This is a genomic window from Mycobacterium sp. NGS16 (assembly GCF_059813225.1).
Genome location: NZ_JCALEE010000003.1, coordinates 362,392 through 380,629, shown reverse-complemented (window position 1 = coordinate 380,629; position 18,238 = coordinate 362,392). Strand labels below are relative to the sequence as shown.

The 18,238-nt window shown below is 66.8% G+C and carries 20 protein-coding genes; 9 read left to right on the top strand and 11 right to left on the bottom strand.

Annotated features, from left to right (window positions below):
- Positions 1–46: 46 nt before the first annotated feature.
- Positions 47–2,374: an arylsulfatase gene (locus tag AC5Y4Q_RS11635; RefSeq protein ID WP_064923766.1), complete on the top strand. Its 2,328-nt coding sequence runs from the start codon at positions 47–49 to the stop codon at positions 2,372–2,374.
- 221 nt (positions 2,375–2,595) lie between these two features.
- On the opposite strand, the gene rpsR is transcribed toward AC5Y4Q_RS11635, so the two are convergent.
- Genes rpsR through rpmB form a run of 4 tightly spaced genes read right to left on the bottom strand, consistent with a single transcriptional unit; the run spans position 2,596 to position 3,569 of the window.
- Positions 2,596–2,859 carry a 30S ribosomal protein S18 gene (gene rpsR, locus AC5Y4Q_RS11630; RefSeq protein ID WP_064923765.1) on the bottom strand — a complete coding sequence of 88 codons (264 nt, stop codon included), beginning with the start codon at positions 2,857–2,859 and terminating at the stop codon, positions 2,596–2,598.
- Positions 2,860–3,165, bottom strand: coding sequence for a 30S ribosomal protein S14 (gene rpsN, locus AC5Y4Q_RS11625; protein WP_064923764.1), 306 nt, complete (start codon positions 3,163–3,165; stop codon positions 2,860–2,862).
- A gap of 3 nt (positions 3,166–3,168) precedes the next feature.
- Positions 3,169–3,333 carry a 50S ribosomal protein L33 gene (gene rpmG, locus AC5Y4Q_RS11620; protein ID WP_064923763.1) on the bottom strand — a complete coding sequence of 55 codons (165 nt, stop codon included), beginning with the start codon at positions 3,331–3,333 and terminating at the stop codon, positions 3,169–3,171.
- Positions 3,333–3,569, bottom strand: a complete 237-nt coding sequence (rpmB, locus tag AC5Y4Q_RS11615) for a 50S ribosomal protein L28 (protein WP_064923762.1) — start codon at positions 3,567–3,569, stop codon at positions 3,333–3,335. The genes rpmG and rpmB overlap by 1 nt, the downstream gene beginning before the upstream one ends.
- A 103-nt stretch (positions 3,570–3,672) precedes the next feature.
- On the opposite strand from rpmB, the gene mrf reads away from it, so the two are divergent.
- The gene (gene mrf / locus AC5Y4Q_RS11610; RefSeq protein ID WP_064923761.1) at positions 3,673–4,860 is read left to right on the top strand and encodes a ribosome hibernation factor-recruiting GTPase MRF; all 1,188 of its coding nucleotides are present in this window, start codon (positions 3,673–3,675) and stop codon (positions 4,858–4,860) included.
- Entirely contained in the window at positions 4,860–5,114 is a 255-nt protein-coding gene (locus AC5Y4Q_RS11605) for a type B 50S ribosomal protein L31 (protein ID WP_064923760.1), read from the top strand. Before mrf ends, AC5Y4Q_RS11605 begins: the two co-directional genes overlap by 1 nt.
- Positions 5,115–5,127: 13 nt before the next feature.
- Here the strand turns inward: AC5Y4Q_RS11605 and AC5Y4Q_RS11600 are convergent, their stop codons facing one another.
- On the bottom strand, positions 5,128–6,339 hold the full coding sequence (locus AC5Y4Q_RS11600; RefSeq protein ID WP_064923759.1) for a TetR/AcrR family transcriptional regulator: 1,212 nt from the start codon (positions 6,337–6,339) through the stop codon (positions 5,128–5,130).
- A 96-nt stretch (positions 6,340–6,435) separates the two neighbouring features.
- Between AC5Y4Q_RS11600 and AC5Y4Q_RS11595 the strand changes: the two genes are divergently transcribed.
- The 5 genes from AC5Y4Q_RS11595 to AC5Y4Q_RS11575 are packed head-to-tail and all read left to right on the top strand — an operon-like array spanning position 6,436 to position 12,308.
- Entirely contained in the window at positions 6,436–7,020 is a 585-nt protein-coding gene (locus AC5Y4Q_RS11595; RefSeq protein WP_064923758.1) for an enoyl-CoA hydratase-related protein, read from the top strand.
- Positions 7,017–8,537 (top strand): fatty-acid--CoA ligase FadD5, encoded by a 1,521-nt coding sequence (gene fadD5 / locus AC5Y4Q_RS11590; RefSeq protein WP_499959037.1) that lies wholly within the window; start codon positions 7,017–7,019, stop codon positions 8,535–8,537. Before AC5Y4Q_RS11595 ends, fadD5 begins: the two co-directional genes overlap by 4 nt.
- Before the next feature lie 8 nt (positions 8,538–8,545).
- Entirely contained in the window at positions 8,546–9,775 is a 1,230-nt protein-coding gene (locus tag AC5Y4Q_RS11585; RefSeq protein WP_499959035.1) for an acyl-CoA dehydrogenase family protein, read from the top strand.
- Entirely contained in the window at positions 9,776–10,924 is a 1,149-nt protein-coding gene (locus tag AC5Y4Q_RS11580) for an acyl-CoA dehydrogenase family protein (RefSeq protein WP_499959033.1), read from the top strand. It abuts the gene before it with no gap.
- Between the two features lie 28 nt (positions 10,925–10,952).
- Complete coding sequence (locus AC5Y4Q_RS11575; RefSeq protein WP_064923754.1) at positions 10,953–12,308, top strand: TIGR01777 family oxidoreductase; 1,356 nt, start codon at positions 10,953–10,955, stop codon at positions 12,306–12,308.
- Between the two features lie 9 nt (positions 12,309–12,317).
- Here AC5Y4Q_RS11575 and AC5Y4Q_RS11570 read toward each other — a convergent pair whose 3' ends face one another.
- The 3 genes from AC5Y4Q_RS11570 to AC5Y4Q_RS11560 are packed head-to-tail and all read right to left on the bottom strand — an operon-like array spanning position 12,318 to position 14,881.
- Positions 12,318–12,710 (bottom strand): PPOX class F420-dependent oxidoreductase, encoded by a 393-nt coding sequence (locus AC5Y4Q_RS11570; protein ID WP_064923753.1) that lies wholly within the window; start codon positions 12,708–12,710, stop codon positions 12,318–12,320.
- Positions 12,711–12,734: 24 nt separating this feature from the next.
- Positions 12,735–14,414 (bottom strand): GMC oxidoreductase, encoded by a 1,680-nt coding sequence (locus AC5Y4Q_RS11565; RefSeq protein ID WP_499959031.1) that lies wholly within the window; start codon positions 14,412–14,414, stop codon positions 12,735–12,737.
- On the bottom strand, positions 14,411–14,881 hold the full coding sequence (locus AC5Y4Q_RS11560; protein ID WP_234786412.1) for a hypothetical protein: 471 nt from the start codon (positions 14,879–14,881) through the stop codon (positions 14,411–14,413). The genes AC5Y4Q_RS11565 and AC5Y4Q_RS11560 overlap by 4 nt, the downstream gene beginning before the upstream one ends.
- A 107-nt stretch (positions 14,882–14,988) precedes the next feature.
- On the opposite strand from AC5Y4Q_RS11560, the gene AC5Y4Q_RS11555 reads away from it, so the two are divergent.
- The gene (locus AC5Y4Q_RS11555; RefSeq protein WP_064923750.1) at positions 14,989–15,549 is read left to right on the top strand and encodes an ester cyclase; all 561 of its coding nucleotides are present in this window, start codon (positions 14,989–14,991) and stop codon (positions 15,547–15,549) included.
- Between the two features lie 2 nt (positions 15,550–15,551).
- Here AC5Y4Q_RS11555 and AC5Y4Q_RS11550 read toward each other — a convergent pair whose 3' ends face one another.
- Genes AC5Y4Q_RS11550 through AC5Y4Q_RS11540 form a run of 3 tightly spaced genes read right to left on the bottom strand, consistent with a single transcriptional unit; the run spans position 15,552 to position 18,205 of the window.
- Positions 15,552–16,598, bottom strand: a complete 1,047-nt coding sequence (locus AC5Y4Q_RS11550) for a zinc-binding alcohol dehydrogenase family protein (RefSeq protein WP_064923749.1) — start codon at positions 16,596–16,598, stop codon at positions 15,552–15,554.
- Between the two features lie 30 nt (positions 16,599–16,628).
- The gene (locus tag AC5Y4Q_RS11545) at positions 16,629–17,318 is read right to left on the bottom strand and encodes a haloacid dehalogenase type II (protein ID WP_185746604.1); all 690 of its coding nucleotides are present in this window, start codon (positions 17,316–17,318) and stop codon (positions 16,629–16,631) included.
- A 14-nt stretch (positions 17,319–17,332) separates the two neighbouring features.
- Positions 17,333–18,205 (bottom strand): alpha/beta fold hydrolase, encoded by an 873-nt coding sequence (locus AC5Y4Q_RS11540; protein ID WP_064923748.1) that lies wholly within the window; start codon positions 18,203–18,205, stop codon positions 17,333–17,335.
- Between the last annotated feature and the right edge of the window lie 33 nt (positions 18,206–18,238).

Sequence of the window (18,238 nt, the reverse complement as noted above, 5' to 3'; positions counted from 1 at the left end):
GCGCGCAGCCGTAGACGACGATGTACCCGAGATAGGGAGGCTGGCGTTGGGTGATCAGGTGGTGGCTCCGGTGTTGCCGAACGGTGCGGTATTGCCGTTCCCACCGGTCAGCTCGGGCAGTATCGCGGGCCGGACATTGCAGGAATCGACTTACCGCCCACGGGTGACCCCCCAGCGGTTGCACGCCGACGCGCCCAATATCGTCATCGTGCTCATCGACGATGCCGGCCCCGGGCTACCGTCGACGTTCGGCGGTGAGGTGAACACCACGACCCTCGACCGGATCAGCCGGCAAGGCGTGTCCTACAACCGGTTCCACACCACGGCGATGTGCTCCCCTACCAGGGCGTCCTTGCTCACCGGACGCAACCATCACGAGATCGGCAATGGCCAGATCGCAGAATTGGCCAACGATTGGGACGGCTACGCCGGCAAGATTCCGGCGTCGAGCGCCACGGTGGCTGAGGTGCTCAAGCAGTACGGTTACGCCACCTCGGCGTTCGGCAAGTGGCATAACACGCCCGCGGAGGAAACCACCGCGGCAGGGCCGTTCGAAAACTGGCCCACCGGGCTGGGCTTCGAATACTTCTACGGCTTCCTGGCCGGTGAGGCATCCCAATACGAACCGAACCTGGTCCGCAACACCACCGTGGTGGCCCCGCCAAGGACTCCCGAAGAGGGCTACCACCTGTCCGAGGATCTGGCCGACGACGCCATCTCCTGGCTGCGGCGGCACAAAGCCTTCAACGCCAACAAGCCGTTCTTCATGTATTGGGCCAGCGGCTGCCTGCACGGCCCACACCACATCATGAAGGAGTGGGCCGACAAGTACGCCGGCAAGTTCGACGACGGCTGGGACGCCTACCGCCAGCGGGTGTTCGAACGCGCCAAGTCCAAAGGCTGGATTCCCCAAGACTGTTCGCTGACCGAACGCGACGAGACGCTGACCGCGTGGGAGGACATCCCGGAGGACGAGAAGCCTTTCCAGCGCCGCCTGATGGAGGTCGCCGCCGGATACGCCGAACACGTCGACGTCCAGGTCGGCCGAATCGCCGACGAGCTGGAGACCCTCGGCTACGCCGATAACACGCTGTTCTTCTACATCTGGGGAGACAACGGCTCCTCCGGCGAAGGGCAGAACGGCACCATCTCGGAACTGTTGGCCCAGAACGGCATTCCGACTACCGTGCGCCAGCATATCGACGCCCTCGACGCGCTCGGTGGCTTGGCTGTGTTGGGATCGCCGCTGGTCGACAATCAGTACCACGCTGCATGGGCATGGGCCGGTTCCACCCCGTATAAGGGCATGAAGCTGCTGGCCTCCCACCTGGGTGGCACCCGCAACCCAATGGTGGTGCGCTGGCCGGCCAAGGTCGCCGCGGACCCAGCCCCGCGCGAGGTGTTCCTGCATTGCAATGACATCGTCCCGACCATCTATGAGGTAGTCGGGATCGAAGCACCGCGAACCGTCCACGGGCAACCCCAGATACCCTTGGCGGGAGCGAGTTTCGCGCGCACGCTGGCCGACCGGCATGCGCCCGGCGGCAAGCAGACCCAGTACTTCGAAATCATGGGCAGCCGGGCGATCTACCACGACGGGTGGATGGCGTCGGCGCGCGGACCCCGCCTGCCGTGGGTGCCCGGTCAACCGCCGGGTATCGCCACCTGGACTCCCGATGAAGATGTGTGGGAGCTCTACCACCTCGACGAGGACTGGTCACAGGCGCACGACCTGGCCGAGCAGATGCCGGAGAAGCTCGCTCAAATGCGCGAGATCTTCATGGTCGAGGCGGCCCGCAACTCAGTGCTGCCCATCGGCGGCGGCCTGTGGGTGCCGGTCTACCACCCCGAGCTGCGGATCGCCCCGCCCTATACCGAGTGGGACTTTCCCGGGGATACCGTGCGGATGCCCGAATTCTGCGCTCCCGCACTCGGCAACAAGAACAACGTGGTCACGATCGACGCCGATATACCGGCCCACGCGAGCGGCGTGCTGTACGCGCTCGGAGGTGGAGCCGGCGGGCTGACGTGCTACTTCGACGAGGGCTTTCTCTGCTATGAGTACAACCTGTTCATCTTGTCGCGCACCAAGATCCGCACCGCGGCCAAGGTGCCACCTGGACGCGCCACCATCACCGTGACCACGCACTACGCCGAACCGCGCCCGGCGGGAGCACTCGACATCACCGTGGCCGTCAACGGCGACACCGTTGCCGAGGGCCAGGTGCCGGTCAGCGCACCGTTGTTGTTCACCGCCAACGACTGCCTCGACATCGGCACCTGCCTGGGCTCGCCGGTATCCCTGGACTACCGGGAACGCGCACCGTTCCCGTTCCAGGGCCAGATCCATCGGGTCCGCGTCGCCTACACCTGACCCGACGGCCGTGTCGCAGCTCACAGACCAAAGTCCCGAGTTGGGGTGATCGACAGCACTTTCCGAATATTTGCAACCCAAAGCTGTATACCGTCTCGGTCCATGAAAGACCCCGTACTTGTTCTTCCGGTGATCGCCGGAATCCTCGGATTGCTCGTCTTCGGATTCCTGGCCCTAGAAGTCGTGTTCCACATCGGCTGAGCCCCGGGCCATCGACCGAATCACTCGGCAGTGACACCCGGATAAGGCAGCAATGCCATTTCGCGGGCGTTCTTGATGGCGCCGGCGACCTGGCGCTGCTGGCGCACAGTGAGTCCGGTGACCTCACGTGAGCGGATCTTGCCGCGCGGCGAGATGAAGATCCGCAGGGTCGCGGTGTCTTTGTAGTCGACGGCCGCCACTTTCAGTTTGGTGAGCAGGTTCTGCTTCTTGGGCCTGGCTCCGGCCTGCCGAACGCGCCGCGCCCCCAAGGGTTTGGTTGCCATCTACCAGCTCGCCTTCCGGACGCCGGGCAAATGCCCGTCGTGGGCGAGCTGGCGCACCCTTACCCGGGAGACCCCGAATGTGCGCAGGTAACCGCGGGGACGCCCGTCGACGCTGTCGCGGTTGCGCAGCCGCACCGGGCTGGCATCGCGCGGTTGGCGCGCCAGCGCACGCCCGGCGGCCAATCGTTGCTCCGGGCTGCTCAACGGCGAGCTGATGATCGCCTTGAGTTCAGCGCGACGCTCACCGTAGCGGGCCACCAGCGCTCGGCGCTGCTCGTTTTTGACGATCTTGGATCTCTTGGCCATGACTCAGCGCTCCTCGCGAAAGTCGACATGGCGTCGAATGATGGGGTCATACTTGCGCAGCACGAGACGATCGGGGTCGTTGCGCCGGTTCTTGCGAGTGACGTAGGTGTAGCCGGTGCCCGCGCTCGAGCGCAGTTTGACGAGGGCGCGGATGTCGGTGCGCGCCATCAGATCCGCTGCCCTTCCCGGCGCAATCGGGCCACCACAGCCTCGATTCCGTCACGGTCGATGACCTTGATGCCTTTGGCGCTCACCCGCAGCGTGATGCGACGGTCTTGCGAAGGCAGGTAGTAGGTCCTGACTTGGATATTGGGCGACCAGCGGCGCCGGGTGCGGCGATGCGAATGCGACACCGCGTTCCCGAATCCGGGCGTCCGGCCGGTGACTTGGCAGCGGGCAGACAACAGACCCCTCCTCCAACCTTATTGAAAATGATTGTCGACAAGCGATGAACTGAAGGCTACCGTAGGACTGACGTTAATGACAATGATTTTCAATAGGAGGGTGATGCGGACTCCGGTGATCCTGGTGGCCGGGCAGTACGGCATCGGTGCAGCGACCAGGGCTTTGCAGTCGAAGGCGGGCACGGTCACCGTCTGCTACGGGCTGGACGGTCATGTGGTGGTTCGCGAAACCACTCAGGGGACAACGCCTGCCACGACCTCGGCCCTGGAGTTGGCGCATGGCTGCGTGTCCTGCACGCTGCGCAACGACCTGCTGGTGCTGTTGCGCAGGCTGCACCGGCGTGCCGGCGTCGAACGCATCGTGGTCTCCTTGCCCGACTGGTTAGAGCCGCAACCCATCTGTTGGGCGATCCGCCACGTCCGGGTCCGCGTCGGGCCGGGGTACATCGACGGCCCGGCCGGCCACGATGTGGCGGTCGCCGCGGTCGTCACGTGTGTCGATTCGACGACCTGGCTGCCCCAAGCCCTCGGGGACGACGAACTCGACGACGGCCGGACCGTCGCGCAAGTGGTGGTCGGCCAGGCCGAATCTGCCGATGTCCTGGTGGTTTTCGATCCGGACCCGACTGCGTTGGCGGTGTTGCGCCGATTGGCTCCGCTGGCACGCATCACCGCCGGAACGGACCGCCTCGAACAAGCGCTGACCCACCTCGACGCCGACGCCCGCCGCGGCCGCGATGAGGACCCGCACGCCCCGCTGCTGGCCGGTCAACCGTCGCTGCAGGCCGAGGGCCCGGTCGAGATGATCGAGTTCCACGCCCGCCGGCCTTTTCACCCGCAACGCCTCCACGACGCCCTCGACGTCTTACTCGAAGGAGTGGTGCGTGCGCGCGGGCGGCTGTGGTTGGCCAACCGGGGTGAGCAGGCCATCTGGCTGGAGTCGGCGGGCGGCGGGCTGCACACCTCTTCGGCGGGCAAGTGGCTGGCCGCGATGACAGCCGCAGAGGCCGCCCGCGTCGCCCCGCAACGGCATGCGTTCGCCGATCTGATCTGGGATCACCGCTACGGGGATCGGCACACCTCGCTGGTGATCCTGATCTGCGGCGCTGACCCCGCGCAGATCCGAGCGACCTTGTCTGCCGCACTGCTCACCGACCACGAGTTGCGTCGGCCGAACCAATGGGCCGGCTACCGCGACCCGTTCGGCGACCATCACGAGGAGCCGTGCGAGGAAAACGCCACGGCCACAACCGCTATCTCCTTGTACCGCAACCGAGACGGAGACCAGTGATGAAACCCGACATCCACCCCGACTACCACCCCGTGGTCTTTCAGGACGCCCCCACCGGGGAAGCGTTCCTGACCCGCTCCACCGTCACCAGCGAACGCACCATCGACTGGCCCACGGCGGCGGGCACCGACAGCTACCCACTGGTGACCGTGGAGATCAGCTCGGCGTCGCACCCGTTTTGGACCGGCACGAGCCGGATCGTCGACTCGGCCGGGCAGGTCGAGAAGTTCCGCCGCCGCTACGGCCAGGTCTGACCGCGCGCAGCGGTCACGGCCGCTGATCGCCGAAGAGCACGGCCGCCATCAAGGTGTTGACCCGGGCGCGTTGCTCCGCGGAGTCGTCGAAGTTAACCAGGCGTCCGACATCGACGACAAGGCCAAGGGCCGCGTGGACCCGGAAGACCGCTTCAGTCTCGGCCGCCCCGAGCTGACAGAGCAGGTGGGCCCATTCCTGGACGTTCTGCCGCTGCAACCCGCGCAGGTGGGTCCGGTCCTGGTCGGGCAGGTTGGCGAACTCGGCGAAGTAGATGTTGATCAGCTCCGGTGCGGCGAAGGCCAGCGCGGTATAGCGCTCGGCGATGCGGGTGGCCGCCTCGCGCGGGTTGCTCGACTCGGCCAGGGCATCGGTGATGATCAGTAACACCCGGTCGCCGGCCCTCTGGAACGCCGCGGCGAGCAGAGCGGCCTTGCTCGGGTAGTAGCGGTAGGCGCTGGAGCCGTTGAGGCCGGCGGCACCGCCGATCTCTTCCATACTGGCTTCGTAGAAGCCGCGTTGCCCGAACACGCGAATGGCTTCGGCGAGCAGCCGTTCTCGTTTGGAGGTGCTCGGCAGCCCCCGCTCGGCGCGCCGTGGCGCAGCACGGGCCGGCGCGGCAGGCAACTCGGTGGTCAATACCGACCAGCACAGGTCGGCCAGCAGCGTGTGAAGCGTCGCGGCGGCCAGGCGGGTGCGGTGCGCGGAGATGCTGCCGATGACGCTGAGCACGGCGGCGGCCAGCATCGCGGTGTCGGCGTCGGGGAGCCCGGGGCGCAGCAATGTCAACGGTTCGGCGAGGGCGGCGTTCAGAGCGTCGTAGCTGGCGCGGATGTGCTTGCGGTCCGGCGGTTGCAGGTAGCGCCGCTCCCACCGGTAGAACGCGCCCTCGCGTCGCATGCCGATGGTGGTCTCGATCAGTGCGTCGATGATCGCGCGCAACCGTTCGTGCGCCGGCCGGGCCGGGTCGTCGGCGCCGCGGGCGGCGGCCACCAGCGTCTGCGCGGTGTATTCGGCCGTGGCGACCAGCAGCGCGTATTTGTTGGCGAAATGCCGGTATAGGGCCGGCCCGGAGATCCCGACGTCGGCAGCGATCTCGTCGACGCCGACCGCGTGATAGCCGCGGTCGCTGAAGGCGCGCGCCGCGGCCCGCACGATCTGGACCTTGCGGTCCTTGGGACGACGCCGCACCGCGGTGGCTGGCGCATCCAGATCCCCTGCCGCCACCGTTCGCCCCCCGTTGTTGACAGTTCGGCCCGACACCCATAAGTTAACCACAATTTACATTTCAGACCACTAAGGAAGCAACGTGCGGGGCTGTCCATGACCGAGACCACCACCTCTGCCAAGCTCACCGCGGCCCGGGACGGCCGGGTCCTGCGGGTGACGCTGACCAATCCGGAACGGCTCAACGCCATCGACTACGCCACCATGGCGGCCCTGGGCGACGTGTTCGCCGAAGCGTCCGGCGATCCTGCGGTGCGCGCGGTCGTGATCACCGGCGAAGGCAAGGCGTTCTGCACCGGCGCCGACCTGTCCGCCACGGCCGGCGGGGTCACCGCCGAGGAGGTGATGGATTGCGCCGCCCGGCTGGTGACGGCGATCGCCGAAAGCCCGGTGCCGGTGATCGCCCGGGTCAACGGGGCGGCCGCCGGTGTCGGGGTGGGGATCGCGCTGGCCGACGCGGAGCTGGACGCCAGGGTGGATGAGGCCACCGCGAAGCTGGCCCACGGGCCGCGTCGTGCTCTGGAGCTGACCAAACAGGCGCTCAACGCCACCAGCCTCGCCTCACTCGGCGCCGCGCTGGCCCGGGAGAAGGCCGGCCAGGTGGAGCTGTTGGGCTCGCCGGACTTCATCGAAGGGGCCACCGCAATGCTGCAGAAGCGACAGGCGGTGTTCGCCGAATGATCGCACAGCCACTGCGTTCCCGACGCAACCACTGGATGAATCAGGTGGCGATCCACGCCGAGATGCGCCCCGATGCCGTGGCATTTCGGTGCCGCGGCACCGACACCACCTGGCGCCAGCTGCATGACCGCTCGCAACGGCTGGCCGGAGCACTGTTCCGTCGCGGGATCTCCTTCGGTGACCGCGTTCTCATCGTGATGCTCAACCACACCGAGTACATCGAGTCCGTGTTGGCGATCAACGCCCTGGGCGCCATCGCCGTGCCGGTCAACTTCCGGCTCACCGACCCCGAGATCAGCTACATCGTCTCCGACAGCGGCGCCAAGGGCGTCATCACCGACCAACTCCTCGCACCACTGATCGACGCGGTGCGTAAGAACGCCGTCGGGCTCGATGTGGCCGTCGTGCTCGGCGACGATTACGAGTCGCTGATCGCCGAACCCGGAGAGCCGCACCCCGCCGCCGATATCCCCGAAGACACCCCGGCGCTGATCATGTACACGTCGGGCACCACGGGCAGCCCCAAGGGCGCCATCCTCTCCCATTCGAACCTGCAGGCCCAGTCCCTGACCTGCATCCAGGCCCTGCACACCAGCCCGGAGAGCGTATATTTCTGTGCCGCACCGATGTTCCATATCGCGGGCCTGGGCAGCATCACGCCCAACCTGGTGGTCGGCACCAAGACGGTGATCCACCCGCTCGGGGCATTCAACGCCGCCGACACCCTCGATGCCTGGGAGCGCGAGCGCGCCACCTCGGTCTTCCTGGTTCCGGCGCAGTGGCAACTGATCTGCGCAGATCCGACTGTGCGGCAACGGGACCTGGCTCTGGAGGTGATCAGCTGGGGAGCCGCGCCGGCGTCGGACACCGTGCTGCGGGCGATGGCCGAGACTTTTCCCGACGCGCTCAACGTCGCGGTATTCGGCCAGACCGAGATGTCGCCGATCACCTGCGTGCTCAACGGTGCCGACGCCATCCGCAAACTGGGGTCGGTGGGCAAGGTGATCCCGACCATCGCCGCACGGGTGGTCGACGATGACATGAACGACGTCCCGCCCGGTCAGATCGGCGAGATCGTCTACCGCGGACCGACTCTGATGCAGGGTTACTGGAACAAGCCGGAGGCGACCGCTGAGGCGTTCGCCGGTGATTGGTTCCACTCCGGTGACCTGGTGCGTGTCGACGACGAGGGCTTCGTCTACGTCGTCGACCGCAAGAAGGACATGATCATCTCCGGCGGGGAGAACATCTACTGCGCCGAGGTCGAGAACGTGCTCTTCGAGCACCCGAGGATCCGGGAGGCCGCCGTGATCGGGCGCCCCGACGACAGGTGGGGTGAGGTCCCGGTCGCCGTTGTCGCCGGTGATGAATCGCTGACGCTGAGCGACCTCGAACCCTTCCTCAACGAGCGGCTTGCCCGTTACAAGCACCCGAAGGAACTCGTCCTGGTCGACGAGTTGCCCCGCAATGCCAGCGGCAAGGTGGTCAAACCGCTGTTACGCAAGACGTACGGCTAGGAGGGGACGTGGATCTGGATTGGTCGGCCGAAGAGGCAGCATTCCGCGACGAGGTTCGTGCGTTCCTCGATGAGCACCTGACACCGGACCTGCGCCGGGCCGGACAGTTGATGACTAGTGTCTACGCCGATCACGAGGCGAGCATGCGCTGGCAGGCGATCCTGCACGAACGCGGGTGGGCCGCACCGGCGTGGCCGGTCGAATACGGCGGCTGCGACTGGACCCCGTTGCAGCACTACATCTTCAGCCGCGAATGCGCACTGGCCGGCGCGCCGTATCTCTCCCCGATGGGCATCAAGATGGTGGCGCACGCGATCATCGGCTTCGGCACCGACGAGCAGAAGAACTGGTTCCTGCCGCGGATCCTCACCGGTGAAGTGTTCTTCTGCCAGGGCTACTCCGAGCCGGAGTCCGGCTCGGATCTGGCGTCGCTGTCGATGGCGGCGGTCGATGACGGTGATCACCTAGTATGCACCGGCAGCAAGATCTGGACCACCCACGCAACCGAGGCCAACTGGATCTTCTGTCTGGTCCGCACGTCGCGCACCGGCAAGAAGCAGGAAGGCATCACCTTCCTGCTGATCGACATGACCACACCGGGTATCGAGATCCGGCCGCTGGTCATGACCTCCGGCGAGGAGGTGCAGAACCAGGTGTTCTTCGACTCGGTGCGGGTGCCCAAGGCCAACGTGCTGGGCCGGATCGACGACGGCTGGACCGTCGCGAAATACCTGCTCAACTTCGAGCGGGGCGGCGCGATGGCCCCGATGCTGCAGGTGTGGGCCGATGCGGTCGCCGAACAGGCTGCCGGACAACACGGGCCGGACGGCACCTCGCTGGCCGACGATCCGGTCTTCCGGCTGCGGCTGGCCGATGCCCGGGTCCGCACCGACATCTTGGAGATCCTGGAATTTCGCACCATCGCCGCCCTGGCCAAGGGCCACAATCCCGGACCGGCGGCGTCGATGCTGAAGATCCTGGGCACCGAACTGAGCCAGACGATCACCGAACTGGCGCTGGAGGCCGCCGGCCCGCGCGGCCGGGTCTACCAGCCGCACGCCACCATGCCCGGCGGACCGGTGCCCGACTTCGTCCCGCCCGCCGACGGCTACGTCAGCGGCCAGCCGTGGCAGGCGGTGGCCCCGCTGCGCTACTTCAACGACCGCGCCGGCTCGATCTACGCCGGCAGCAACGAGATTCAACGCAACATTCTGGCCAAGGCAGCCCTGGGGTTATAGATGGACTTCTCATTCACCGACGAACAGGACCTGCTGCGCAACACCGTCGGCAAGTTCCTCGCCGACCGCTACGACTTGGAGACGAGTCGCGCTGCGGCCAAAACGGGAGCCGGCTGGCAGCCGCCCATCTGGCGTGCCTTCGCCGATGACCTGGGCATCCTCGGGGCGACCCTGCCGGAGAGCGCCGGCGGGCTCGGCGGTGGCGCTACCGAGCTGATGATCATCACCGAAGCACTCGGGCATGCGCTGGTCATCGAACCCTTCGTGGAGACCGTCGTGCTCGCCGGCGGGTTGCTGCAACGCACCGGAGGCCCGCAGGCTGCTCACCTGTTGGAGCGCATCGCACTCGGGAACGCCGTCGTTGCGGTCGCCGCCGAGGAGCCGGCGTCGGCGGGGACCTGGCACGACGTGGCCACCACCGCACGCCGCGACGGTGAGCACTGGGTGCTCGACGGGGCCAAGATCGCGGTGTCGGCGGCACCGATCGCCACCCACCTACTGGTGACGGCGCGGACGTCGGGCGATCGGCGTGACACCGCCGGGGTGTCGCTGTTCCTGCTCGAATTGAGCGATGCCACAGCGGGTCTCACCATGGAACCGTTGCGCACCATCGACGACCGTCGCGCCGCCGACCTGACGCTCGACGGCCTTCGGCTGCCCGCAGACGCGCTGCTGGGCGGCGAGGGCCAAGCGTGGCCGGCGCTGGAGCACACCGTCGACGTGGCCACCGCCGCGATCGTGTCCGAGGCGGTCGGCTGCCTGCGGCGCGTCCTGGCCGACACCGTCGCCTACACCAAGCAACGGCAGCAGTTCGGCCAGCCCATCGCGGCGTTCCAGGTGCTACAGCATCGGATGGTGGACATGTACCTGGAGGTCGAGCAGGCTGTGGCCGCACAGCACTTGGCGATGATGAAGCTCGACGCCGGCGCCGAAGAACGCGCCCGGGCGGTCTCGGCGGCCAAGGCCACGGTCGCGCGGGCCGCCCGGTTCGTCGGGCAGAGCGCGGTGCAGCTGCACGGCGCGATGGGCATGACCGAGGAGCTGGCGATCGGGCATTACTTCAAACGGCTCACCGCGATCGAGTTCCAGTTCGGCTCCCGCGACCGGCACCTGGCCCGCTACGCCGGGCTGACCTCAACCAGCCGGTAGCGCCGCCGCTGCCGAGTAGCGTCGAGGCATGGGCCTGGTCTTTTCCAGCGTCGTCGAGGCGCCGCCGGCGGACGTCTTCGCGTGGCACGAGAGGCCGGGTGCGTTCACCCGGTTGAGCCCGCCGTGGCAGCCGATGCACCTGATCGCCGAAGCGGACTCGCTGCGTGACGGCACCGCCGAACTGGCACTTCCCGGCGGACTGCGCTGGATCGCCGAACACCAGCCCGGCGGCTATGACCCGCCGTGGCGTTTTGTCGATGCCATCGGCGGCCGCGGCCTGGCGTCGCTGCCGGCCCGGACGGCGATGCGGTGGCGCCACAGCCACGAGTTCGACGATCTCGGCGACGGAAGAACACAGCTGACCGATCGCATCGAGACGCCCCTACCCGAGTCGATGCTGCGGCCGATGTTGGTCTATCGGCACCGCCAGCTCGCCGATGACCTGGCCGCCCACCGGCGCGCCGCAGAACACGGCCTGAAGCCGATCACGGTGGCCATCAGCGGCGCATCCGGGCTCGTCGGTTCGGCTCTGGCCGCGTTCTTGAGCACCGGCGGCCATCGGGTGATCCGGCTGGTGCGGCGCGCCGCAACCAATCCCGGTGAGCGGCAGTGGAATCCCGACGACCCGGATCCTGACCTGCTGGCCGGCGTCGATGCGTTGATTCATCTGGCCGGCGCCTCGATCGCGGGACGCTTCACCGCCGAGCACCGGCGGGCGATCCGGGACAGCAGAATCGCACCGACCCGCAGACTCGCCGAGTTGGTCGCCCGAAGCAGCGCTGGACCGAGCACCCTGGTCTGCGCATCAGCGGTCGGCTACTACGGTTACGACCGCGGCGACGAGATCCTCACCGAAGACAGCCAACGCGGCGACGGGTTTCTCGCCGAGGTCGTCGCCGACTGGGAAGACGCCCTGGCCCCGGCAGAACAGGCCGAAAAGCGCGTCGTGCGGATCCGCACCGGCATCGTGCAATCACCGCGGGGCGGGACGCTGCGCCTGATGCGGCCGCTGTTCGCCGCCGGGCTGGGCGGTCGGCTCGGCGATGGCCGACAATGGCTGCCCTGGATCGGGATCGACGACTTGATCGACGTTTATCACCGCGCACTGTGGGACACCGGGCTGTCCGGGGCGGTCAATGCCGTCGCGCCGAACCCGGTGCGCAACCGCGAGTACACCAAAACCCTCGGACGAGTGCTGCGCCGGCCGACGATCCTGCCGGTTCCGGCGCTCGGACCACGATTGCTGCTCGGCGGTCAAGGGGCACGTGAGCTTGCCGGCGCGAGCCAGCGAGTGCTGCCGGGGCGGCTAGAGGAGGCCGATCACCGCTTCCGCATGCCCGAACTCGAACAGGCGCTGCGGCATCTGTTGGGCCGGGCGGGCTAGGACGTTGGGCTAGAGCGCTGCCCCGGCGGGCGCGATCTCCAAGCCGATGTGAACCTTGTCGATCCCGCCGCGCACGAGCGAGTGCGGAACGAACCACCAGGCGTGCCACCAGTAGCGCCTGACGACCGCGTTGTAGACGCGCCTGGTCTCGCTCTTGGGCAGCACCCGGGCCACTGCCTCGACCGGCTCGCCCTTCGGCGCACCCAGCACGCCGCACTTCTGGATGGTCACGCGTGGCGTGTTGCGGATGCGCTTGGTCTTCCAGGATCCGTCATCGGTGATCACCAACAGCTTGTCGCCGGCCGGCGCGCCCCACACCGCGGTCGGTTTGGCCCTGCCGTCCTTGGTGAAGGTGGTCAGCAGCAGATACTTTTCGCGATACACCTGCGCGAACGTCGGCATCGCGCCAGGATAGCGCCGCGGCTCCTACCCCGACGGCGCCAGCGGCAACCGCAGCGCGCCGGGGGCGCTGTCCGGCACCGTCGGGTGGTGCGGAAACATCGGCGGGATGCGTCGGTAGGGCTGCCCGAGCGGCGGTCTCGGATCCGGCTCGCCGTTGTTGGGCCACAACGCCATGGCCCGTTCGGCTTGCGCGGTGATGGTGAACGACGGGTTGACCCCCAGGTTGGCGGTGATCGCCGAGCCGTCGACGACGTGCAGACCCGGGTGACCGTAGACGCGCTGATAGGGGTCGATGACACCGGTATCCGCGGAATCACCGATCGGGCAGCCGCCGATGAAATGCGCGGTCAGCGGAATGTTGAGCGCGTCGAGATAGGTGCCCCCGGCGAACCCGCCGACCTTCTCGGCCATCCGGCGGGCGACGTCGTGGGCGATCGGGATCCAGTCCGGGTTAGGTTCCCCCGCACCCTGTTTCGTGGTCATGCGGGTGCCGAACAGGCCACGCTTGCGGTAAGTGGTCAGCGAGTTGTCCAATGACTGCATCACCAGGATGATGATCGAATGCTCCGAGGCGCCACGCGGGAACATGCTGCGCAGCAGCAGCCCCGGGTGCCGCGCGATCATCAGCAGCAGCCGGGCGAAACGCCATGGGCCGCCGTCGACCAGATGGGTCCCCATCATCGAGAGCAGGTTAGAGCCCTTGCCGTAACGGCACACCTCGACATGGGTGTTGGCTTCCGGGTGAATCGACGAGGTGATCGCCACCCCTTGGGCGAAGTCGTCGCGGTCGGGCGCCAGCACCACCGGCACCTCTTCGGAGTTGGTGCGGGTCAGCTCGCCGAGCCGCGGCGAGAGCTGCGGCAGTGATCCGGTGTCGCGCAGCTTGTGCAGCAGCCGCTGGGTGCCCAGCGAGGCCGCGGCGAACACCACCTGGCGGGCGGTGAAGTCCCGCTTGTGCTTGCGCAGCCACCGGCCGGTGCGCACCGTGCTGACGACATAACCGTCGCCGTGCGGCCGCACATCGGTGACCATGGTCAGCGGATGGATCTGGGCGCCGGCGTGTTCGGCCAGATACAGGTAGTTGGTCTCGGTGGTGTTCTTGGCGTTATGCGGGCAGCCGGTGAAGCATTGCGCACAGCCGATGCAGCCGGTGCGGGCCGGTCCGGCGCCGCCGAAAAACGGGTCCTCGACGGTTTTGCCGGGCTCGTCGCCGAAGAACACCCCGACGTTGGTCGGGTGGTAGGTGTGCTCGACCCCGAGGTCGCGGGCCACCGCCAGCAGCACCTCATCGGCCGGGGTGGTATGCGGGGTGGGCGTCACCCCGAGCATCCGGCGGGCCTGCTCGTAGTACGGCGCGAGTTCGGCTTTCCAGTCGGTGATGTGCGCCCACTGCGGGTCGGTGTAGAACCGCTCCAACGGCTCGTAGAGGGTGTTGCCGTAGATCAGCGATCCGCCGCCGACGCCGACCGCGCTGGCGATGAACGTCTTGCCGAGCACGGTGAGGCGCTGCGGGCCGAAGCAGCCCAGTTTCGGCGCCCACATGGCCTTGCGGACATGCCAGTTGTTGGGCGGGAAATCGGTGGGCGCCCAGCGGCGGCCCATGTCCAACACGCCGACCCGGTAACCCTTCTCGCTCAGGCGCAGCGCCGCCACGCTGCCGCCGAAACCGGAGCCGATCACCACGACGTCGTAGTCATAAGTCATGTGCGATCCACGCTGTGACTGCGTGCGGGGACGAGCAGGATAAGCGATACCACCAGAAGCAGGCTGAGACTGATCACGTTGAGGACCGCGTCACGCAGGCCGTACATGTGCAGCATGCCGAGGTGATAGATCAGGTGCAGCACATTGAAGACCGACCAGCTGACTCCCGTGATCACGACGACGGGGCGGTTATCGAGGTAGTACACCGCCGCGGCGCTGAGCGACCCGAGCCCGAAGAACAACGCGCCGACATCCTTCACGAAATGCTCGTTGTACGGGCCGAGCACCGGCAACCAGTGCATGCCCATGCCGGGAAACGTTGTGTACCAATTCAACGGGGCGAAGTATGCCCACACTCCGAGGCTGAGGCCGACGATCGTCAAAAGGATCAGACATACGCGATGCGCGACGAGGTTCATACCCCGTTGACGAGGCAGCGCGCGACTTTGTGACGCCGGGCCGGTCACGTGCGGTTCCGTGTGATCATGAGCGTCTCCTTCCGGGCAGGCGCGTCGCCGGCCAGGGTTAGTCTGCCCATTGTTGCCGCCCCGGGGACTTTTGTCTGGAGGATGCCATGACCGACCGCTTCGCCATCCCACCCGCCGAGGTGTTGCGGGCACGCGAGAAACTCGTTCTCGACCATTTTCACGACGAGGTGCGCCAGGATTGGGACGACGTGCTGGCCACGTTTCCTCACCCGCACTACGAGATCATCCCCACGCTGACCGTGCACGACGGTGACGCCGAGGTCCGCGACTACTACCGTGACACTCGGGTGGCGTTCCCCGACCAAGACCACGAGATCATCGCGCTGCGACACAGCGCCGACGCGGTGATTGTCGAGTTCTGGCTCCTGGGCACGCATTTGGGCCCGCTGGGCGGTATACCGGCGACCGGATCACGGCACCGCACCCGGATGACGGCCTACTTCGTCTTCGACGAGAACGAGACCCTGACCGCCGAACGGATCTACTTCGACACCTTATCGATGCTCAAGCAGCTCATCGGGGGGCTCAACCTACGCAACCCGCGCACCTGGCCGCTGATGATCCGCGGTGTGCGCGGGCTGCTGGCGATGGCCAAGGATCCCGACCCGCTGCTAGTGAACACCCCGCCTACCGACCTGGCGGACTGACCTCAGTCGAGGACCACCACCATCTTTCCGCCGGCCTCTCCTGCCTCCATGACCCGATGCGCTTCGCGAACCTGGTCGAAGGTGAACACGCGGGAGGGCCTGACATCCAGGCGACCGTCGCGCACCTTGTTCGCGATGTCCTGAAGCGGGACATCCGATAACGCGAACCCCGGGGAGCCGAACACGAAGCTGCCGAAGAAGCTGAGGTTGACCCCACTGGCCATCTGTAACAGCGGATTGAAGTCAGCGATCGGGTCCAGTCCCCCGAGCCAGCCGGCCAAACACGCGGTACCGCCTCGGCGCAGCATGTCTAAAGAGTCCAGAATCGTGCTGTTGCCGACGAGGTCGAGAACGGCGTCGACCTGCTTGGCTTCGGCAATGTGGGCACCGAGATCGGGAGTCTCCAGCTCGGCACGTTCAGCGCCGAGCGACGTCAGCAAGCCGAACCGTTCCCGCTTACGCGTGGTTGCTATCACGTGGGCTTTCGCCTCCACGGCCAGTTTCACTGCCGCCTGACCGAAAGACGATGTCGCCCCGCGGATCACGAGGGTCTGGCCGGCAGTCAGGCCGAGATTGCGGAACAGGCAGGTCCAGGCAGTGGCGTAGGTTTCCGGAAGTGCGGCCAGCTGAGCCCACGGCAGGTCCGATTCGATCAGCGCGACATTCTCGGCACGCACCCGGGTGAATTGCGCGTAGCTGCCGTTGATCGTGCGGCCCAGCCCGCCCATCAGCGCCGCGACCTTGGCGCCGACCGGGAATTCTCCTCCCGGGCAGGAATCGACGATGCCGACGCACTCGATGCCGCTGACTTCGGCGGCCTCGGCCCATTCACCCCGACGCATATGCATTTCAGCGTGGTTGATTCCGAATCCCTTGACCCGGATCACCACCTCGCCCTGCTTGGGCAGCGGCTTGGGGATGTCGGTGTAGGTCAAGGTGTCCAGGCCCCCGAAGCCGTCGAGAACGATGGCGCGCATAGTCGGGCCGCCCGCGGCTTCTCGCACCACCGCTGGGTGAGTCGGAATAGCCGGTGCGGGTGTCGTGGTCATGGTGATTCTCCTCTGAATGTTGTTGGTGTATTACGTTTCGGAAAGCTGGGTCAGTTGCCGCGCGAGGCCGACGAGGTCTCCTGCGATGACGGCGGGCTGGTAGACGCCGTCGACGCGCAACGGCGCGTTGCCACGGCGGGTGATGAGGGCGCCGCTGAATCCGGCGGCTTGTGCGCCGATGGTGTCCCAGGCATGCGCGGCGACCATCATGCAGGCCGAGGGCCGCACACCCAGGGCATGTGCCGTGTGCCGATACAGCGCCGTTGTGGGCTTGAAGACCCGTAGCTCGTCGACGGTGAACCGGCGCTCGAAAAGACCTTCGAGACCCGCGGTTTCCAATGCCGTCGCACGACCGGGATAGAACGGCGAGTTGGTCAGCGCCACCAGCCGGTAGCCGTCGTCACGCAGTCGTGACAGCCCTTGAACGACGTCGGGATGCGCCGGCATGGTGGCCAGCGCGTCGGCGAGAGCCGCTGCGTCACTGGCCGACAACTCAACGGCATGTACCTCGGCGAGCATCCGCAACACGGCCTGCCCAAGGGAGCTGAAGTCGGTGTAACAGTCCGCCAGGGTGACGGTCATCGAGTACAGGACGAGCTGGTCGAACCACTCCCGTAGCACACCGGGCCGACCGAAAAGCCTTGTGAACAAGGGCTCTAGCGCTTCGATGTCGAGAAGGGTTTCGTTGACGTCGAAGACCAGCACGGCGGGCCGCTCGATGCCGGACATGGCCGTCACCGCCCGTTGACCCGGTACAAGAAGTCCTTGACCAACTGCCCGATTTCCTCGGCGGCCGTCTCCAGCAGAAAGTGGCCGCCGTCGAGCAGATGGATTTCGGCGTCTTGGGCGTCCCGGTCGAATGCCCGGGCGCCGTCCGGGCCGAAGATCGGGTCCCCTTGTCCCCAGACGGCCAGCACCGGGACTCTGCTGGTGCGCAGGTACTCGTGTAGTGCGGGGTACATCGGCGGATTGGTCGCGTAGTCCCGGAACAGCGCGAGCTGAATCTCGTCGTTGCCCGGCCGGGACAGCAGTGCGCTGTCCAGGGTCCACGTGTCGGGGCTGACCACAGACTCATCCGGTGCACCGGTCAGGTACTGCCATTTGAGCGACTCGACAGTCAGCGCTGTGCGGATGGCCGCCTCGGTCTCGGCAGTCTGCTCACGCTGGTAGTCCCAGACGGTTTTCCAGAAGCTCTCGATGAAGCCCTCGTCGTAGCCGTTGCCGTTCTGCGTGACGATCGCACTGATGGTGTGGGGCCGGCTCAGCGCCAGTCGCCATCCGATCGGCGCCCCGTAATCCTGAACATAGATCGCGTAGCGGTCCAACCCGAGCTGATCCAGCAGCTTCTGGGTGAGCGCCGCGAGATTGTCGAAGGTGTAGTCGAACTCGGTCACCAGCGGCATATCCGAGTAGCCGAAGCCGAGGTAGTCGGGGGCGACGACGTGATAGTCCTCGCCCAGGCGGGTGATGAGGTCCCGGAACATGTACGAGCTTGTTGGAAAGCCGTGCAGCAGCACGATCGCCGGTGCATCGGCGCTTCCCGCCTCGCGGTAGAACAACCGGCGCCCGTCGACGGCCGCGTAGTGGTGTCGCACCGTAGCCACCATGTCTAACTCCTTAACTTGATTTTGATAGTTAGG